Origin of the sequence: Stenotrophomonas mexicanensis, from assembly GCF_032911605.1 — a bacterium.
In the GTDB taxonomy this organism is placed as follows: Bacteria; Pseudomonadota; Gammaproteobacteria; order Xanthomonadales; family Xanthomonadaceae; genus Stenotrophomonas; species Stenotrophomonas maltophilia_A.
In genome coordinates this window covers 49,865-65,672 of record NZ_JAWJTG010000027.1, presented here as the reverse complement: position 1 = coordinate 65,672, position 15,808 = coordinate 49,865, and the positions used below count along the sequence as shown (strand labels likewise).

11 protein-coding genes and 1 riboswitch are annotated in these 15,808 nt (G+C 65.4%); of the genes, 8 read left to right on the top strand and 3 right to left on the bottom strand.

Features of this window, described 5'->3' with window-relative positions; genetic code table 11:
* Positions 1-206 precede the first annotated feature (206 nt).
* Positions 207-1,784, bottom strand: a complete 1,578-nt coding sequence (locus R1L06_RS13055; RefSeq protein WP_049400562.1) for a BCCT family transporter — start codon at positions 1,782-1,784, stop codon at positions 207-209.
* Between the two features lie 245 nt (positions 1,785-2,029).
* Positions 2,030-2,131: riboswitch (TPP riboswitch) on the top strand.
* Positions 2,132-2,213: 82 nt separating this feature from the next.
* Between R1L06_RS13055 and thiC the strand changes: the two genes are divergently transcribed.
* The 5 genes from thiC (at position 2,214) to R1L06_RS13030 (ending at position 11,383) form a co-directional block, all read left to right on the top strand.
* The gene (gene thiC / locus R1L06_RS13050; RefSeq protein ID WP_032128403.1) at positions 2,214-4,058 is read left to right on the top strand and encodes a phosphomethylpyrimidine synthase ThiC; all 1,845 of its coding nucleotides are present in this window, start codon (positions 2,214-2,216) and stop codon (positions 4,056-4,058) included.
* A gap of 139 nt (positions 4,059-4,197) precedes the next feature.
* Positions 4,198-4,869: an ion channel gene (locus tag R1L06_RS13045; RefSeq protein ID WP_032128402.1), complete on the top strand. Its 672-nt coding sequence runs from the start codon at positions 4,198-4,200 to the stop codon at positions 4,867-4,869.
* Positions 4,870-5,129: 260 nt separating this feature from the next.
* Complete coding sequence (locus R1L06_RS13040; protein ID WP_317217901.1) at positions 5,130-7,454, top strand: winged helix-turn-helix domain-containing protein; 2,325 nt, start codon at positions 5,130-5,132, stop codon at positions 7,452-7,454.
* A gap of 115 nt (positions 7,455-7,569) precedes the next feature.
* Entirely contained in the window at positions 7,570-8,469 is a 900-nt protein-coding gene (locus R1L06_RS13035) for a helix-turn-helix transcriptional regulator (RefSeq protein WP_032128400.1), read from the top strand.
* 49 nt (positions 8,470-8,518) lie between these two features.
* Positions 8,519-11,383, top strand: coding sequence for a TonB-dependent receptor domain-containing protein (locus tag R1L06_RS13030; protein WP_317217900.1), 2,865 nt, complete (start codon positions 8,519-8,521; stop codon positions 11,381-11,383).
* Positions 11,384-11,562: 179 nt separating this feature from the next.
* On the opposite strand, the gene R1L06_RS13025 is transcribed toward R1L06_RS13030, so the two are convergent.
* A complete protein-coding gene (locus R1L06_RS13025; RefSeq protein ID WP_032128397.1) occupies positions 11,563-12,684 on the bottom strand; it encodes an HDOD domain-containing protein in 1,122 nt (373 codons plus the stop codon).
* Positions 12,685-12,836: 152 nt separating this feature from the next.
* Positions 12,837-13,373: an inorganic diphosphatase gene (gene ppa, locus R1L06_RS13020; RefSeq protein WP_005410935.1), complete on the bottom strand. Its 537-nt coding sequence runs from the start codon at positions 13,371-13,373 to the stop codon at positions 12,837-12,839.
* Between the two features lie 184 nt (positions 13,374-13,557).
* Between ppa and R1L06_RS13015 the strand changes: the two genes are divergently transcribed.
* The 3 genes from R1L06_RS13015 to R1L06_RS13005 all read left to right on the top strand — a co-directional run bounded on the left by R1L06_RS13015 (position 13,558) and on the right by R1L06_RS13005 (position 15,641).
* On the top strand, positions 13,558-14,031 hold the full coding sequence (locus tag R1L06_RS13015; RefSeq protein ID WP_197616267.1) for a hypothetical protein: 474 nt from the start codon (positions 13,558-13,560) through the stop codon (positions 14,029-14,031).
* Between the two features lie 72 nt (positions 14,032-14,103).
* The gene (locus R1L06_RS13010; protein WP_014038389.1) at positions 14,104-14,604 is read left to right on the top strand and encodes an RNA polymerase sigma factor; all 501 of its coding nucleotides are present in this window, start codon (positions 14,104-14,106) and stop codon (positions 14,602-14,604) included.
* 104 nt (positions 14,605-14,708) lie between these two features.
* Positions 14,709-15,641, top strand: a complete 933-nt coding sequence (locus R1L06_RS13005; protein WP_317217899.1) for a FecR family protein — start codon at positions 14,709-14,711, stop codon at positions 15,639-15,641.
* The last annotated feature ends 167 nt before the right edge of the window (positions 15,642-15,808 follow it).

Below are 15,808 nucleotides of genomic sequence, written 5' to 3'. Positions count from 1 at the left end.
GTGAGGGCGCTTTGCTTGCGAAGCACTGCTTCGCAAGCGCCCGAACGCACAGCCGTCAGCGGCTGGGCCGGACCGCGGAGCGGGGTTTACGGCGTGTCCTGCCTACCCACACCGCCCCGCCCAACCAGCAGAAACCCAGAGCTGCCCTGGCTTTTGAATTTGCACTTGCTTGAAAAAGCGGTGCAGCCGCAGGCTGCAAAACCCACTCAATCCTGATCGTGCGCGCGCGCCGCCTCCGCCTGGGTCTCCTCCTGCGCCGCCATCTCCCGTGCGATCCACGCATCGATCATGTGCCGCTGGCGCTGCGCCTGCCGCCGCTCCCGCGTGTACTCCTGGTCCAGCACCCGGTACAGCGACACCATCACCAGCACCATCAGCAGCGCGAATGGCAACGCCGCAATCGTGATCATGCCCTGCAGTGCATCCAGGCCACCGGCCAGCAGCAACGCCGCTGCGATCAGCGCCACCGCGATGCCCCAGGCCAGCTTGCGCTTCAACGGCGGATCGCCTGCCTCGTCAGTGGACATGCTGGCCAGTACCAGCACCGCCGAATCGGCTGATGTCACGAAGAAGATCATCAGCAGCACCAGTGCGATGCAGGAAAGCAGCAAGGGTAGCGGCATGCTGTCAAACAGGGTGAACAGCACCGTTTCATAGCCGTTGCCCAGCGCCTGCACCAGGTCGGCGTGGCCGAAGATCTGCGCCCACAGCGCAGTGCCACCAAACACCGCGAACCAGAAGAAGCCCAGCACCGTGGGTGCCAGCACGACGCCGATGACGAACTCGCGGACGCTGCGCCCACGCGAGATGCGCGCGATGAACGAGCCGACGAACGGGGCCCAGGAAATCCACCACGCCCAGTAGAAGATGGTCCAGTCCGCTACCCATGTGCTGCCCGAGAACGGCGACATGCGCAGGCTCATCGTCACCAACTGGTTGAGGTACGACCCCAGTGTGGTGGTGAACGTATCGAAGATGAATCCGGTCGGGCCCAGTACCAGTACGGTGGCCGCAAGAAGCGCGGCCAGTGCAAGATTGAAGTTGGACAGCCACTTCACCCCGCGCTCGACACCGCTGGCGGTGGAGGCCATGTACAGCACGAACGCGATGGCGATGATGGTCAGCTGCAGTGGCACACCCGCGTGCAGGCCGAACACGCGTTCCATGCCGGCAGCGATCTGGATGGTACCGAACCCCAGCGTGGTGGCCACGCCAATGGCAGTGGCAACAACCGCGGCGATGTTGACCACGCGTCCGATCCAGCCGCGATGGTGCCGGCCGATGATCGGTTGCAGCATGTCACTGACCAGTCCACGGCCATTGCGGTTGAACTGGAACCAGGCCATCGCCAGGCCGATCAGCGCGTAGATTGCCCATGGATGCAGACCCCAATGGAAGAATGCATAGCGCATCGAAGCCCGCGCCGCGTCCATGCTCTGCGGTGCGAGGCCTTCCGGAGGCTTGGTGAAATGGGAAATCGGCTCGGCGGCGCCCCAGAACACCAGGCCGATGCCCATGCCGGCGGCGAACAGCATCGACATCCAGCTGGCGCGAGAGAACTCCGGCTCGGCATCTTCACCGCCGATGCGCAGGTTGCCGAAGCGACCGAATGCCAGGTACATCAGGAAAGTCAGCGCCAGGAACACGACCAGAAGATAGAGCCAGCCGACACTGCGGATGACATCGGCCAGTACCGACTGCACCACGGTATTGAAGGGGCCGGGTGCAACACCGGCAAGCAGCACCAGAAGCAGAACCAGTGCGATGGAAACGCGAAACACCATGAAGGAGCTTCTCCGATCAAGGGATTGAGGGGAGCGAGCAGAGCTTGCTGCGAGGGGCCGGCGACATGCAGCACAGACCGGGCAGGGGCCGCGAAGGCGGCGGGGAAACACCGACCGCAGCGGCACGATGCGCGTGCACGTTACTGAATGCGATGTCACGGTTCTGTTAATACAGAAACAGCGGATCCACGCCGTGCGTGGATGGAACAGCCAGGAGCTGCAGTGCGTTCTATGCTCTAATGCACACCAAGAAGCGGGGGTACCGCGGCCATGTGGCCACGGTTGAGACAGTCCCTTGGAACCTGATCCGGCTCATACCGGCGTAGGGAAGCTTTGCAGTGCAGCCATGCCCGGACTCCGCCCAAGGACCGTCCGGGCGCGGCAGCAGTGCGCCGCCGCTTCGTCCCTGACCTTCCTGGACGATGCCCGATGAACGCACAGCTCTCCGCCCTGCAGCAACAGGCCCAGCAACTCTCCGAATCCGTGACCCGGCCCATTCCCGGCTCGCGCAAGATCCACGTGCCCGGTTCACGCCCGGATCTGCAGGTGCCGATGCGCGAGATCGCGCTGACCCGCACGCCGACCTTGTTCGGCGGCGAAGAGAATGCACCGGTGACCGTTTACGACACGTCGGGCCCGTACACCGATCCGGAGGTGCGCATCGATCTGTCCGCTGGTTTGCCGGCACTGCGTCGCGGCTGGGTGGAAGAACGCGGTGATACCGAGCGGCTGGAAGGACTGAGTTCTTCGTTTGGTCGCGATCGCGAGCATGACCCGAAGCTCGATGCGGTGCGCTTCCCCGCGCGCAGCCTGCCACGCCGTGCGCGTGCAGGTGCCAACGTCACCCAGATGCACTACGCGCGCCGCGGCATCATCACGCCGGAAATGGAATTCGTCGCCATCCGCGAGAACCAGCGGCTGGACGCGATCCGCGATGCCGGCCTGCTGCAGCAGCACCCGGGCGAGGCGTTCGGCGCTTCGATCCAGAAGATCATCACCCCGGAGTTCGTGCGCGACGAAATCGCCCGCGGCCGTGCGGTGCTGCCCAACAACATCAACCATCCGGAAAGCGAGCCGATGATCATCGGCCGCAATTTCCTGACCAAGATCAACGCCAACATCGGCAACAGCGCCGTGTCCTCGGGCATTGCCGAGGAGGTGGAGAAGCTGGTGTGGGCGATCCGCTGGGGCGGTGACACGGTGATGGACCTGTCCACCGGCAAGCACATCCATGAGACCCGCGAGTGGATCATCCGCAACTCGCCGGTGGCGATCGGTACCGTGCCGATCTACCAGGCGCTTGAGAAGGTCGATGGCCGCGCCGAAGCACTCACCTGGGAGATCTTCCGCGACACACTGATCGAGCAGGCCGAGCAGGGCGTGGATTACTTCACCATCCACGCCGGCGTGCTGCTGCGCTATGTGCCGCTCACCGCCAAGCGGGTCACCGGCATCGTCAGCCGTGGTGGCTCGATCATGGCCAAGTGGTGCCTGGCGCACCACAAGGAGAATTTCCTCTACACGCATTTCGAAGAGATCTGCGAGATCATGAAGGCCTATGACGTGACCTTCTCGCTGGGTGACGGCCTGCGCCCGGGCTGCATCGCAGATGCCAACGACGCGGCGCAGTTCGGTGAGCTGGAGACGCTTGGCGAACTGACGAAGATCGCCTGGAAGCACGACGTGCAGACCATGATCGAAGGCCCCGGCCACGTGCCGATGCAGCTGATCAAGGAGAACATGGACAAGCAGCTGCGCGAGTGTGGCGAAGCGCCGTTCTATACGCTGGGCCCCCTGACCACCGACATCGCACCGGGCTACGACCACATCACCAGCGCGATCGGTGCGGCAATGATCGGCTGGTTTGGTACGGCCATGCTCTGCTACGTGACACCGAAGGAACACCTCGGCCTGCCCAACCGCCAGGACGTACGCGACGGCATCATGGCCTACCGCATCGCCGCGCATGCGGCCGACCTGGCCAAGGGACACCCGGGCGCGCAGGTGCGCGACAACGCGCTGAGCAAGGCACGCTTCGAGTTCCGCTGGGAAGACCAGTTCCATCTCGGGCTGGACCCGGAGAAGGCCAAGGAATTCCATGATGAGACCCTGCCGAAGGATGCGCACAAGCTGGCGCACTTCTGCTCGATGTGCGGCCCGCACTTCTGCTCGATGAAGATCACCCAGGACGTGCGCGACTACGCCGAGGCCGGCATGAAGGAGAAGTCGGAAGAGTTCCGCGCGGCCGGCGCCGAGGTCTATCACCAGGGCTGACGTGTAACGGGTAGTGCCGGCCGCTGGCCGGCATTCCGTCGTGCGTGGGGCCGGCGAGAGTGCCGGCCAGTGGCCGGCACTACCGCTCATCACGCCGCTCCCGGCTATCCTCCGCCCATCACCCTGGGGAAAGGACGCCATGCCCGTTGCCATCACCACCCGCTGGCTGGCCATTGCCCGCCGCCATCCTTCGGCCTGGCTGCTGGGTGCCCAGTTGATCGCGGTGCTGCTGTATCCCGCACTTGATGACACCGCCGGCGGCCGTGCGGCACTGGGCATGTTCGGCATGGCGGTACTCGGCCTGGCGCTGTGGGTGGTCCAGCGCAGTCCGCTGGGCACCTGGCTGGCACTGCTGCTGGCCATTCCTTCGGTGGTGTTCTCGCTGGCCGGCGCACTGCTGGATCGCAGTGCGCTGCTGACCACCGCGCAGCTGCTGGAAAGCCTGCTGTACTTCTATACGGCCGGTGCGCTCATCGCCTACATGCTCCAGGACCATAAAGTCACCCGCGATGAACTGTTCGCAGCAGGTGCGACATTCACGTTGCTGGCGTGGGCCTTCGCGTTTGCTTTCGCCGTGTGCCAGCAATGGTATCCGGGCAGTTTCCAGGGCACCGGTGGTGGCGCGCAGCGCACCTGGATGGAGCTTCTTTATCTGAGCTTCAGTTTGCTCTCGGGTGTTGGCTTGAGCGACGTTGTGCCACTGCATCCGCAGGCGCGCGCCTTGGTCATGCTGGAGCAGTTTTCAGGCGTGATGTACGTAGCTTTGGTGGTTTCGCGACTGGTTGGATTGACCATGCTGCGGCGCATGTGAAAATGAACGCCAGATAAAAATTTCGCGCCCCGCAGGGCGCGAATGGTGCAGCAAATTATGTGAATGCGTCGGCGAGAGAGAGCCTGGATGTCGACCACGCGATAGGCGAGGTAACCCGCATAGGCTAGTATTCGCCCGCTTCATTGTTTTTGCGGTATGCGCCGATGCTTTGTGCGGAGTCTGGCTTTTTGCTGTTCCCAGGACGGGAGGGTATCGAAGGCAAACGCTGCCCCGGACCTGTCTCTACTGTGTAGCGGAAAATGAACAGCAGTGAATACCAGCCCCCCGGATTCGATCGGATCCGGATAGGAGAGTGCACTGTCACTCTGTCCTCGCGCGAAGTCGAGGTCGTGGGTGCGCGTCGCCCGCGTCGGCTGACGCCGAAGGCGCTGGGCGTGCTGCGTGTGCTGCTGCGCCAGCCGGGGCGTGTTGTCACCCGCGATGAACTGTTCGCGGAAGTCTGGCCGGACACGCTGCCGACCAATGATGTGCTTACCCAGGCCGTCACCCAGCTGCGCAAGGCGTTCAGCAATGACGACGACAACGGCCAGGCCTATATCGAGACCATCGCCAAGACCGGCTATCGCCTGCTGGTGCCGGTGCAGATATTGGACGATGTCGAGCCGGCGCCGCCCGCGGGAGCCGATGACGAAATCGTGGACATGCAACCGGCGACGGCCATCGCCGAGATGATGCCGCCACACGTGCAGGCATCGCGCCGCCGCTGGCGCCACGTCCGCCGGCGCGTACTGCTGGTGCTGGGCGTGCTGATGTTGGCCACGGTGGTGGTGCTGACCGCGCTGCTGCTGCGGCGGGCACCGGCCAGCAGTTCAGCTGTGGACGCGGCCGTGGAGAACGGCACGCGCGTGATCGGCAGCCCGCAGCGTCCCTATCGGTTGATCACCGCGACCAGCGGCTTTGAAACCTATCCCACGCTTTCACCCGATGGTTCATTGGTGGCCTATGAGGGCGCCAACGAAGACGGGCAGGGCGGTGGCGCGATCAAGGTGCAGACCTCCGGCAACGCGCCTGCGCGGCAGCTGCTGGCTCCGCCGGCCGGCTCGGTCGATCGCTTCCCGAGCTGGTCGCCGGATGGACGCGAGATCGCCTTCGCGCGGTTCAGCAACAACGGCGGTTGCCAGGTGCTGATCGCCAGCGCGACCGGTGGTGCCCTGCGCCAGGCCACACGGTGCGATGGCACCGAGCTGCTCAGTTTCGACTGGACGCCGGACGGCCGTGGCCTGGTGTTCGGCAGCATGGTGGGGCGCTATGCCCATCGCGGCATCCGCAAGCTTGATCTGGCCAGTGGCCAATGGGAGGCGCTGGACTACGGTGTCGCCGAGGATGACTTCGACTATGCGCCGCGCTACTCGCCTGATGGCAAGTGGCTGGTATTCGTGCGCAATCCGCAGCTGGGCGACCTGTGGCGCATGCCGGCCGCGGGTGGCACGCCCGAGCAGCTGACCAACGAGGCCGCTGAACTGCGTGGCTGGGCCTGGTTGCGTGATGGCCGGACGATCGTGTTTGGACGCCGTGTCGACAGTGAGGTGCGCCTGTACTACCTGGACGTCGAGAGCCGCACGCTGCGCGACGCCGGGCTCGACGACGCACAATGGCCGGCGACGGCGCGCCGCGCGGGCATGCTGGCCTTCGTTCACCGCCGCGCGCAGTTCGGCATCTTCAAGGTGCCGATGGAGGGCGGTTCACCCCCGCAGCGCCTGTTTGCGTCCAGCGGCCGGGATGGGCAGCCGATGGCGGCGCCGGATGGACGCCAACTGGTGTTCACGTCCGATCGTTCAGGCAGCTTCGCGCTGTGGTGGGCGGACATGGAGCGCCCCGATTCGCTGCGGCCTATCGAAGGATTGCGGCCTGAGGCACGTCAGGCACCGGACTGGTCGGCCGACAGCCGGCGGTTGCTGGTGGTCGGGCGCGACGAACACGGACGCACGGTGGTCTATGAGATCGCCCCACGTGACGAACGCGTCCAGCCGTTGCCGGTACCGTCGGAGCAGCCGCTGCAGGCACTGTACGGCGCAAACCCGGACCAGCTGCTGGTAGTCGAGCGCGATGACCAGCAACAGACCCGGCTGAGCCTGTTTGATCGAAGCGTGCAGCCTTGGCGCCGCCTTGCCAGCATCGAGGGCGTGTCTCAGGCGCGGTTCGATCGCAGCAGCGGGCGTGTGCTGTTCACCCGCCTGGCGGCAGGTGGCCTGTGGTCGGTGGATGCGGCGCTGGCGCCAGGCAGCGTGCAGCAGATCAGCGATGACCAGCCCAGCCGGTGGCGGTACCGGGCCTGGACCGTGGCCGGCAACAGTGCGATCGGCTATCTCGGTACGTCCACCCGCTGCGGTACGACACTGGTGCTGATCCAGGCCGGGCGCGAGGAACCGGAACGCTGCCTGGATGCGGAACGCCTCAGTGCCGGCAACGGGCTGAGTGCCGGCGCCGATGGGCGCACCCTGTTCGTGGCAATGGCGGTCAGCGACGGTGCCGACATCGGTGTGATGCGTTTGCCCGAGCGCTCGCCGACGCTGCTTCCGGCGTTCTCCAAGTTGTTGTTGTTCAACGGAAATGGGCCTTCGTAATTTCTTCGTGGCGACCTCGCCGCGAATTCGTGGCGATCTCGTCTGACTTTCCTGACGTGGTGCCGCCTGATTTGGCAAAACGGAGGCCTGTACTAGGCAAATCCGTGGTGCCCCCATGCGTCAACTCTCGCTGGCCGATCGCGGCCAAACCGTCTCTCTGGACCGGTCGCTCGACGATGCTGCGCCGACCTGCCTGGGCGTGGCCCGGCTCGGCAGCCTGCAGACCGCAGGCAGCAGCTTCACTGTGTGGATGCAGGTGCGCGGCAGCTCCTGGGTGGAAGCCAAGGAAGGACGCTTCCGCTTGCGCCAGGGCGAGTGGATCGCCTTCGAGAAGGAGTCGCGGCCGCTGGTGCAGGCCGGTCGCAACGGCTTGTGCGTTGGCCTGAACCTGACGGTCGAAGCGCTGCGCGTGCTGGCCGAGATGGCCGATTGCGGTCTGTATGCCGGGCGTGGCCGCATGAACCGTGGCGATGCCCGCGTTGCGCTGCGCCTGTGGCGCGATGCGCTTGCCAGTGGCCAGCCGGCGCAGGCACTGCGCCCGCTGCTGCTGCACCTGGCGGGCCTGCAGCGTGGGCTGGCCGACAACGTGCAGCGTTGCCCGGGGCGCTCGCGCAGCCGCAAGCGCCAGGTGTTCGGCCGCATGCAGCGCGCCCGCCTGTACCTGGAAGGCAACAGCCACCGCGTGGTGCGCATCGGTGAACTGGCCGAGCTGACCAACTTCTCCAGCTGGTATCTCTCCAAGACCTTCCAGAGCCTGTACGAGGAAAGCCCGCAGTCGCTTTCGGCGCGCCTGCGCCTTGAGCGCGCTGCCGACCTGCTGCGTGACACCGACATGATGGTCGGCGAGGTCGCCGCGGCCAGTGGCTTCGACAACTGCTGCAGCTTCGCGCGTGCGTTCCGCGCCCGCTACGGCCAGTCCGCATCGCGTTTCAGGGAGAACGGCGGCTTGCTGCCGCCACAATCTGCAAAGTCTCCGGTTGGTTCGCGCAAATACAGCGCTGCAACGCAATCGTAACGTGCTGGGGTGTTTTAACACGCTACTAACACGTACCTTGGAGAGATAGATGAACGTTCGTATTCCTGCAGTGCGGCTCGGCTTGTTGCCGGCCGGCATTGCGCTTGCCTTGGCACCGTCCTTCGCTTCGGCGCAGGACGCAGCTGCCGGCGGCACGACCGACCTGGACCGCATTTCGGTTACCGGCTCGCGCATCCGCCAGGCGAGCATGGAAACCGCGCAGCCGGTGATCGCGCTGCAGCGCGCAGACATTGAAAAGCAGGGCTTCACCAGCGTTGCCGACATCGTGCAGAACCTGTCGGCAACCGGTTCGCCGGCGATCAGCCGCGCCGATGCCTTGAGCTCGGGCGAAGAAGTCGGCGGCCAGTATGTTGACCTGCGCAACCTCGGCCCGCAGCGCACCCTGGTACTGCTGGACGGCAAGCGCATGGGCGTCAGCTCCGGCGGCTACACCGATCTGGCCTCGATCCCGACCTCGATCGTCGAGCGCGTGGAAGTGCTGACCGACGGCGCATCGGCGATCTACGGCTCCGATGCCATTGCCGGCGTGGTAAACATCATCACCCGCAAGAACTTCGATGGCCTGGAAGCGAGCGTCTACCGCGGCCAGTACGGCCAGGGCGACGGCGACAAGGAAACCTACAACTTCGTCTACGGCATGACCAACGACCGTGGCTCGTTGACCTTGGGTGCCGAGTACAGCGACGAGAAGCCGGTGCTGGCCAAGGACCGCCGCTTCAGCGCCTATGCCAACGGCCCACGTCATCCGTTCCCGACCGAAGATGACGCCAACGGCTGGTCTGCGATCACCGAGAAGGGCGTACTGGTCAACGGCGGCAAGAACTACGTCGTGAACCCTGGCGCCGATCCGACCGATTTTGCCAACTACCATGAGCTGACCAACGCCGACCTGTCCAACCCGACGCAGCAGATGTATCTGTCGACCGGGATCAAGCGTCGCTCTGTGTTCGCCAACGGCCAGTACGATTTCACCGACAACATCCGCGGTACCGCCAACGTTCTGTATACAGAACGCGAGGCGCTGCAGCAGATCGCCGGTTACCCGTACCGCTCCAGCGCGTATGGCACCAAGCTGTCCAAGGACAGTGCGTTCAACCCGCTGGACCAGGATGTCGACTTCATGCGTCGCACCTGGGAAATGCCGCGCCAGACCAAGTCCGAGCTGAATACCTTCCGCTTCTCGGCCGGCCTGGAAGGCTCGTTCGAGTTCGGCGATAAGTACTTCGACTGGGATGTCGGTTACGTCTACAACCGTAACAAGGGCACCAAGACCGGCACCGGCAACCTGTTCATCCCGAACGTGAAGAATGCCGTCGGCCCGTCGTTCGTCGAGAACGGCGTTGCTTACTGTGGTGCCCCGGGTGCGGTCATCGCCGGTTGCACCCCGTGGAACCCGCTGCTTGGTTATGGCATCGACGGCACTGGCTCGCTGTCCAACCCGGATCTGCAGAAGTATCTCTTCCTGCCGACCCACGACACGTCGCTGACCACCTCCAAGGTCTACAGCGCCAACCTGTCCGGCGCGCTGTTCACCCTGCCGGCCGGTGACCTGTCGTTTGCAGCAGGCTACGAGCACCGCGAAGAGCAGGCCGAATACAACCCGGATGCGCTGCTGCAGTCGGGCCTGAGCACCGACCTGGCCGGTGCGTCCACGGCCGGTGGCTACAAGCTCAACGAGTTCTTCCTCGAGCTGAACGTACCGATCCTGGCCGACCTGCCGTTCGCCAAGGAACTGTCGGTCGACATGGCCGGCCGTTACTCGGATTACAACACCTTCGGCAACACCTTCAACAGCAAGTTCGGCCTGAAGTGGAAGCCGATCGATGACCTGCTGGTGCGCGGTACCTACGCCACGGGCTTCCGTGCGCCGACGGTGGCTGACCTGTACGGCGGCACCTCGCAGACCTTCGACAAGTACACCGATCCGTGTGACACCCTGTTCGGTGCGGCGGTACGTAACCCGCAGGTTGCCGCGCGCTGCGCCGGTGCCGTCCCGGCCAACTTCCGCCAGGAAGCATCCGGCGGCATCGATGCCACTGGCCCGGGGTCTCAGTCCAACTACGCCTACCTGTCCGGCTCCAATGCCGAACTGCTGCCGGAAACCTCCAAGACCTGGACCGTCGGCCTGGTGTACAGCCCGAACTTCGTACAGGGCCTGGACATCAGCCTGGACTGGTGGAAGATCCGCATCGACAACGTGATCGCGGCCGAATCGGTTACCTCGATCCTCAACCAGTGCTACATTCTGGGCAACGCCAACGCGTGTGATCGTGTCACCCGCGATCCGGAGAACGGCTCCCAGGTGACCGACGTCACCCGTACGCTGATCAACGGTGGTTACCAGGAAACCGCTGGTTACGATCTGGGCATCAAGTACCGCCTGCCGGAGTTCTCCTTCGGCAACATCGTCATCGACTGGAAGACCACCTACGTCGATTACCTGGAGTACAAGCGCGACAACGAAGAGCAGACTGCCGTCGAGCAGCACACCGGCTGGGGCACTGGCGACTGGGGTGGCAACTTCCGCGTGCGTTCGAACCTGAACATCGATTGGAGCCTGGGCAACTTCGGTGTCAACTGGGGCATGCGCTACTACTCCGGCCTGAAGGAAGAGTGTTCCTACGACCGCACCGGTGGCGCCGAGTGCAACAACCCGGACTTCTCCTCGGCCTACACCCTGGCCATTCCGGTCCGCAGCACCGGTTCGAACACCTTCCACGACCTGCAGGTGCGTTACAACACTCCCTGGAATGCCACCATCTCGGCAGGTGCCAACAACGTGTTCAACCACGAGGGCCCGGTCATGTACAGCCAGCCGAACTCGAGCTTCTCGTACTACGGTGGCTTCGACATCGGTCGCTTCTACTACATGAAGTACACCCAGCGCTTCTGATCCATCGAAGCGTGACAGCAGAAAGAGGAGGGCGGGCCGCAAGGTCCGCCCTTCTTGTTTGCGCGCTGCACCGACTGAGGAGATCCACGCCATGCGTGGATGAGTCTTCAGGCACAACGGAAAAAGGCAGGCCATCCGGCCTGCCTTTCATACCCAGAGAACTCGCCCGGGACGGCGCCTCAGGCCTCGCTCGGCACCAGTCCCATCAACGCATTGGCATGCTCGCGCCACTGCGGCAGCCTGTTGAGTACACCTGCGCGCTGCAGGTAGTCCTCATCCACCGGATCGCCGTTGACCAGCGCCAGCGCCACATGCACCGCACCGGTCACCCAGAAGCTGCGCGTATTGGCGCGCTGCGGCTGCAGGTGGAAGGCAACCGCTTCGATGATCGGCATCGGCAGGCCCCACAGGCCCAGCAGGTAGGCGCCGGCCTCGGCATGGCCGGGGCGGGTGTCACCGGCCAGCGACGGTTCGCTGCGCTCGTTGCGTACGCCGGGCAGCAGCAGGCCGATGTCGGCCAGCAGGGCGGCGGTCGCGCCCAGTTCGGCACTGGATTCGGGCAGCAGGCGCGCGGCCAGGCGCGAGGCGAGCAGGGCGCGCTGCTGCAGCGAATTGCGTTCGGCGGTGGACAACGTGGGTGCGGAAAACACCTCGCTGGCCAGCACCAGGTCGCGCAGCGTCGACAGGCCCAGGCGGGTCACGGCCGTGCGCAGGTCAGCGATGGTGCGTCCCTGGCTGAAGAACGCCGAGTTCGACAGCTGCAGCACCTTCGCGGCAATGGCCGGGTCGGCCGCCACCAGCTTGGCGACGTCGGCGCTGTCGGCGTCGTCGTCATGCTCCAGCGCCTGGGTCAGGCTCAGGTACAGGTGCGGCGGCGAGGGCAGTTTCTCGATGCGGCCGATGGCATCGCGCAGGCGTGGGCTGTCCAGTACTTCGCGCAGCTCTTCCAGGCTGGTCAGCGCTTCCAGCAGCACTTCCGGTGCCAGTGGCAACGGCAGGAAACGGTGAGCGACACCGATCAGGCGTGCCGGCGGCGGCCGGTTGCCGTGCTGGGCATCGATCAGCGCGATGCGGATGGTTTCCGGGCGCAGGGTCCGGATCTGGCCCAGCAGCGTGGTGGCATTGAGATCCGGCAGCTGCGGGCAGACGATCACCGCATCCACGCCCTGCGTGGCCACCGCAGTCATCGCGGTCTGGCCATCGGTGGCGGTCAGCGGCTGCCAGTCTTCCCCAAGATCGGCAATGAATTCGGTCAGCTCGGCCGGCAGGCTGGCTGCATCCCCAACAAGCAGAATACGCACGACACATTCCCCTGGCTGTCTCGACGATGGATGTCGACAACGTGTGAAGTGACGCAATTTACCTAATACGGCGGCACGTGTGATGTGCCGTCGTCATGAAACGTGACCCGCATCGCTCCGGCGGGGTGCCGCCGGAGCGATCCGGTTCAGGCTCAGGCCTTGCTGTCGAGATGGCGCTGGTGCGCCTCGATCAGGATCTGCTTGGCCTCAGCGGCGCCGCCCCAACCGTCCAGCTTGACCCACTTGCCCTTCTCCAGGTCCTTGTAGTGCTCGAAGAAGTGGCCGATGCGCTCCAGCCAGTGGCTGGACACCTGGGCGATGTCTTCGACGTGGGCATAGCCACTGAAGATCTTCGACACCGGCACGGCCAGGATCTTCTCGTCGCTGCCCGCCTCATCGCTCATCTTCAGCACGCCGACCGGACGGCAGCGCACGACCGAGCCCGGCACCAGCGGCAGCGGCAGCACCACCAGCACGTCGGCCGGATCGCCGTCGCCGCACAGGGTGCTCGGCACGTAGCCGTAGTTGCAGGGGTAGCGCATCGGGGTGGACAGGATACGGTCGACGAAGATCGCGCCGGTTTCCTTGTCCACTTCGTACTTCACCGGCTCCGAGTCCTTCGGGATCTCGATGATGACGTTGATTTCTTCCGGCGGGTTCTTGCCGGGCGAGACGAGTTCCAGACCCATGGTCGTGCTCCAGGTGGGGGATATAGACGGATAGCCCCCCATTTTATGCCTTTGCCGGGCGCTGTGCAGAGGGAGGGGCCGACGGCGCTGCGGGGCGGGGGCCTACCGGGCAGACCGGGATTGGCTGATGGGGGCGGCCGGCATGGGAGCGCAGGCTGGACCAACCTTCCCAAGGAGTCTGCCCATGAACGTGTCTGCCCTGCCGTTTGGCCTGACCTGCATGCTGCTGGTTGCGCCTTTGGCCCAGGCGTCCCCTTATGTCGACCTGATCGACTACCCGCACCAGGAGGCCAACTGGGACCGCTTCTTTGCCCTGGAAGGCCGTTTGCAGCATGGCTTCGATGCCATCTGTGGCGACACCTTCTGCGAGGGCGAATACAGCGATATCCGCGCCCTGCGCCTGCGCTGTTCGGTGGATGCGGTGCGGGGAACCGTGCATGAATGCCTGTGGGCATTCGCCGCCAGCGATCTGGAGGTGTCCCGCAACGATGGCGCGATCGTGGCCCGGCAACCGACCTGGTTGTGCCGCCTGCCGCTGGTGGCGGGAACCCCGGTGGAAGCCTTCCATGCCGCGCTCGCCGCGCGCAATCCACTGCATGACCCGCTGCCGGGGACCTCGCAGAGCGTCTATGACGGGCTGACCGGGTGCATCCATTGATGAGAACGTGACTGATTCTCATTAACGGAGTAGCATGCGCGGCGCCTTCCGTCTGTCGTCCCGGTTCCGCGCATGTCCTCCAATGCCGCCTCCCTCACCGAACTGCTGATCCGCGAGCGGCCTGCGTTGCTGCGCCGGGTGCAACGCATCCTGGGGGGCGACAACGGCGCCGAGGACGTGATCCAGGCGGTGTGGTTCAAGGCACGTGGCGTCGATGACAGCCAGGCCATCGACAACCCGCGCGCCTATCTGTACCGGCTGGCCGCCAACCTGGCCACCGACCATGGCCGCGAATCGACCCGGCGCAACCGTCTGCTGGCCGACCACTACCTGTGGGGGCCGGACGAGGTGATCTCGACCGAAGAGCAGGCGATGGCACAGGACGAGCTGCAGCGGGTGCTTGACGCGGCGGGGCACCTGCCGGAGCCGACCCGCACCATCTTCCGGCTCAACCGCCTGCAGGGCCTGACCCAGGCCGAGATCGCACGCCGTCTGGGTGTGTCGGTGACTACCGTCGAGAACCATGTGCGCACCGCGCTGCAACGCCTGGCCTGGGCGCGCAGCGGCCGATGATCGCCCCGGCTTGGGGCTGGCCCTCGCTGAAACGTCTTGATCACTGGACCGTGGATGCGGTCTAGTTCCTCCGCCCGCGCTTGAATGCGCCTGTCCGCCAGCCGATGAGCCCGCCGAACACGCTGCCCGCCGCCAATGACGATGCCCTGGCCGAACAGGCCCGGGGCTGGATCGCGTGGCTGGCCTCGGGTGACATCGGCGAGGGGCGCATGCACGAGTTCGAGCACTGGCTGGAACAACCGGGGCACCGCCGCGCCTTCGAGTACGAGCGCGCGCTGTGGCGCGGTGTCGGACCACGCTCGCAGGCCCGGCCGGCCGAACGCCGGCGCCCGCGGCGGCTGCGCTGGGCAATGGCCGCTGCAGCTGCGCTGGCGATGCTGGTGGCATGGCCGGAGGCCTGGTTGCGGCTGCAGGCCGACCATCGCAGTACGCATGTCGTGCAGAACGTGCAACTGCCCGATGGCAGTCGTGCCGTGCTGGATGCGGACAGCGCGATCGCCGTGCGGTTTGATGCCGATGCACGCCGGATCGAGCTGTTGCGCGGGCGCGCCTGGTTCGAGGTCAGCCCGGATGCCCAGCGGCGTTTCAGCGTGCTCGCGGGCAATGGCGTGGTCGAGGACATCTCGACCGCGTTCTCCGTCGCACGCGACAACGATCAGGTGGAAACCCAGGTCGGACAGGGCAGGGTGCGCGTGGCCAGCCCGGCCGACGGTGGCTGGACCTACCTGCAGGTGGGACAGCGCGCGGCCTATGGCGAGCGCAGTGGCGTGACGCGTCTGCAGGATGTGGCGGCCGACAGTGTGGGCGCGTGGCGGCAGGGTGAACTGCTGCTGGAGCAGGCCAGCGTCGCCGAGGCCGTGCAATGGGTCGGGCGCTATCGCGCTGGCCCGACCTTCGTGCGTGGCGATCTGTCGCAGCTGCCGGCCGTCAGTGCAGCGTTGCGCATTGATCGCCCGGAGCAGGCGCTGGACGCGTTGGCGGCAACAGCAGGTCTTCGGGTTACTCGTCTTCCATTCGGCGTCGCCATCGTGCAGTAGATCCACGCCATGCGTGGATGACCGTCCCTGTGCCGACCAACGGTCGGCACCCACCGCGGCAACCAGCCGACCCACGGTCGGCACCTGCCGCGGCCGCAAATCGCTCTTGGGGTTGCCACGCTTTCATCCGTCTTACTCCGCGAACGTACCCGCCGCCGCCAGTACGT

Coding starts and splice junctions, on each gene's coding strand:
- R1L06_RS13035 (WP_032128400.1), top strand. CDS start 7,570: ATGCGTCAACTCTCGCTGGCCGATCGCGGCCAAACCGTCTCTCTGGAC.
- R1L06_RS13055 (WP_049400562.1), bottom strand. CDS start 1,784: ATGGTGTTTCGCGTTTCCATCGCACTGGTTCTGCTTCTGGTGCTGCTT.
- thiC (WP_032128403.1), top strand. CDS start 2,214: ATGAACGCACAGCTCTCCGCCCTGCAGCAACAGGCCCAGCAACTCTCC.
- R1L06_RS13010 (WP_014038389.1), top strand. CDS start 14,104: ATGTCCTCCAATGCCGCCTCCCTCACCGAACTGCTGATCCGCGAGCGG.
- R1L06_RS13040 (WP_317217901.1), top strand. CDS start 5,130: ATGAACAGCAGTGAATACCAGCCCCCCGGATTCGATCGGATCCGGATA.
- R1L06_RS13005 (WP_317217899.1), top strand. CDS start 14,709: ATGAGCCCGCCGAACACGCTGCCCGCCGCCAATGACGATGCCCTGGCC.
- R1L06_RS13030 (WP_317217900.1), top strand. CDS start 8,519: ATGAACGTTCGTATTCCTGCAGTGCGGCTCGGCTTGTTGCCGGCCGGC.
- ppa (WP_005410935.1), bottom strand. CDS start 13,373: ATGGGTCTGGAACTCGTCTCGCCCGGCAAGAACCCGCCGGAAGAAATC.
- R1L06_RS13015 (WP_197616267.1), top strand. CDS start 13,558: ATGAACGTGTCTGCCCTGCCGTTTGGCCTGACCTGCATGCTGCTGGTT.
- R1L06_RS13045 (WP_032128402.1), top strand. CDS start 4,198: ATGCCCGTTGCCATCACCACCCGCTGGCTGGCCATTGCCCGCCGCCAT.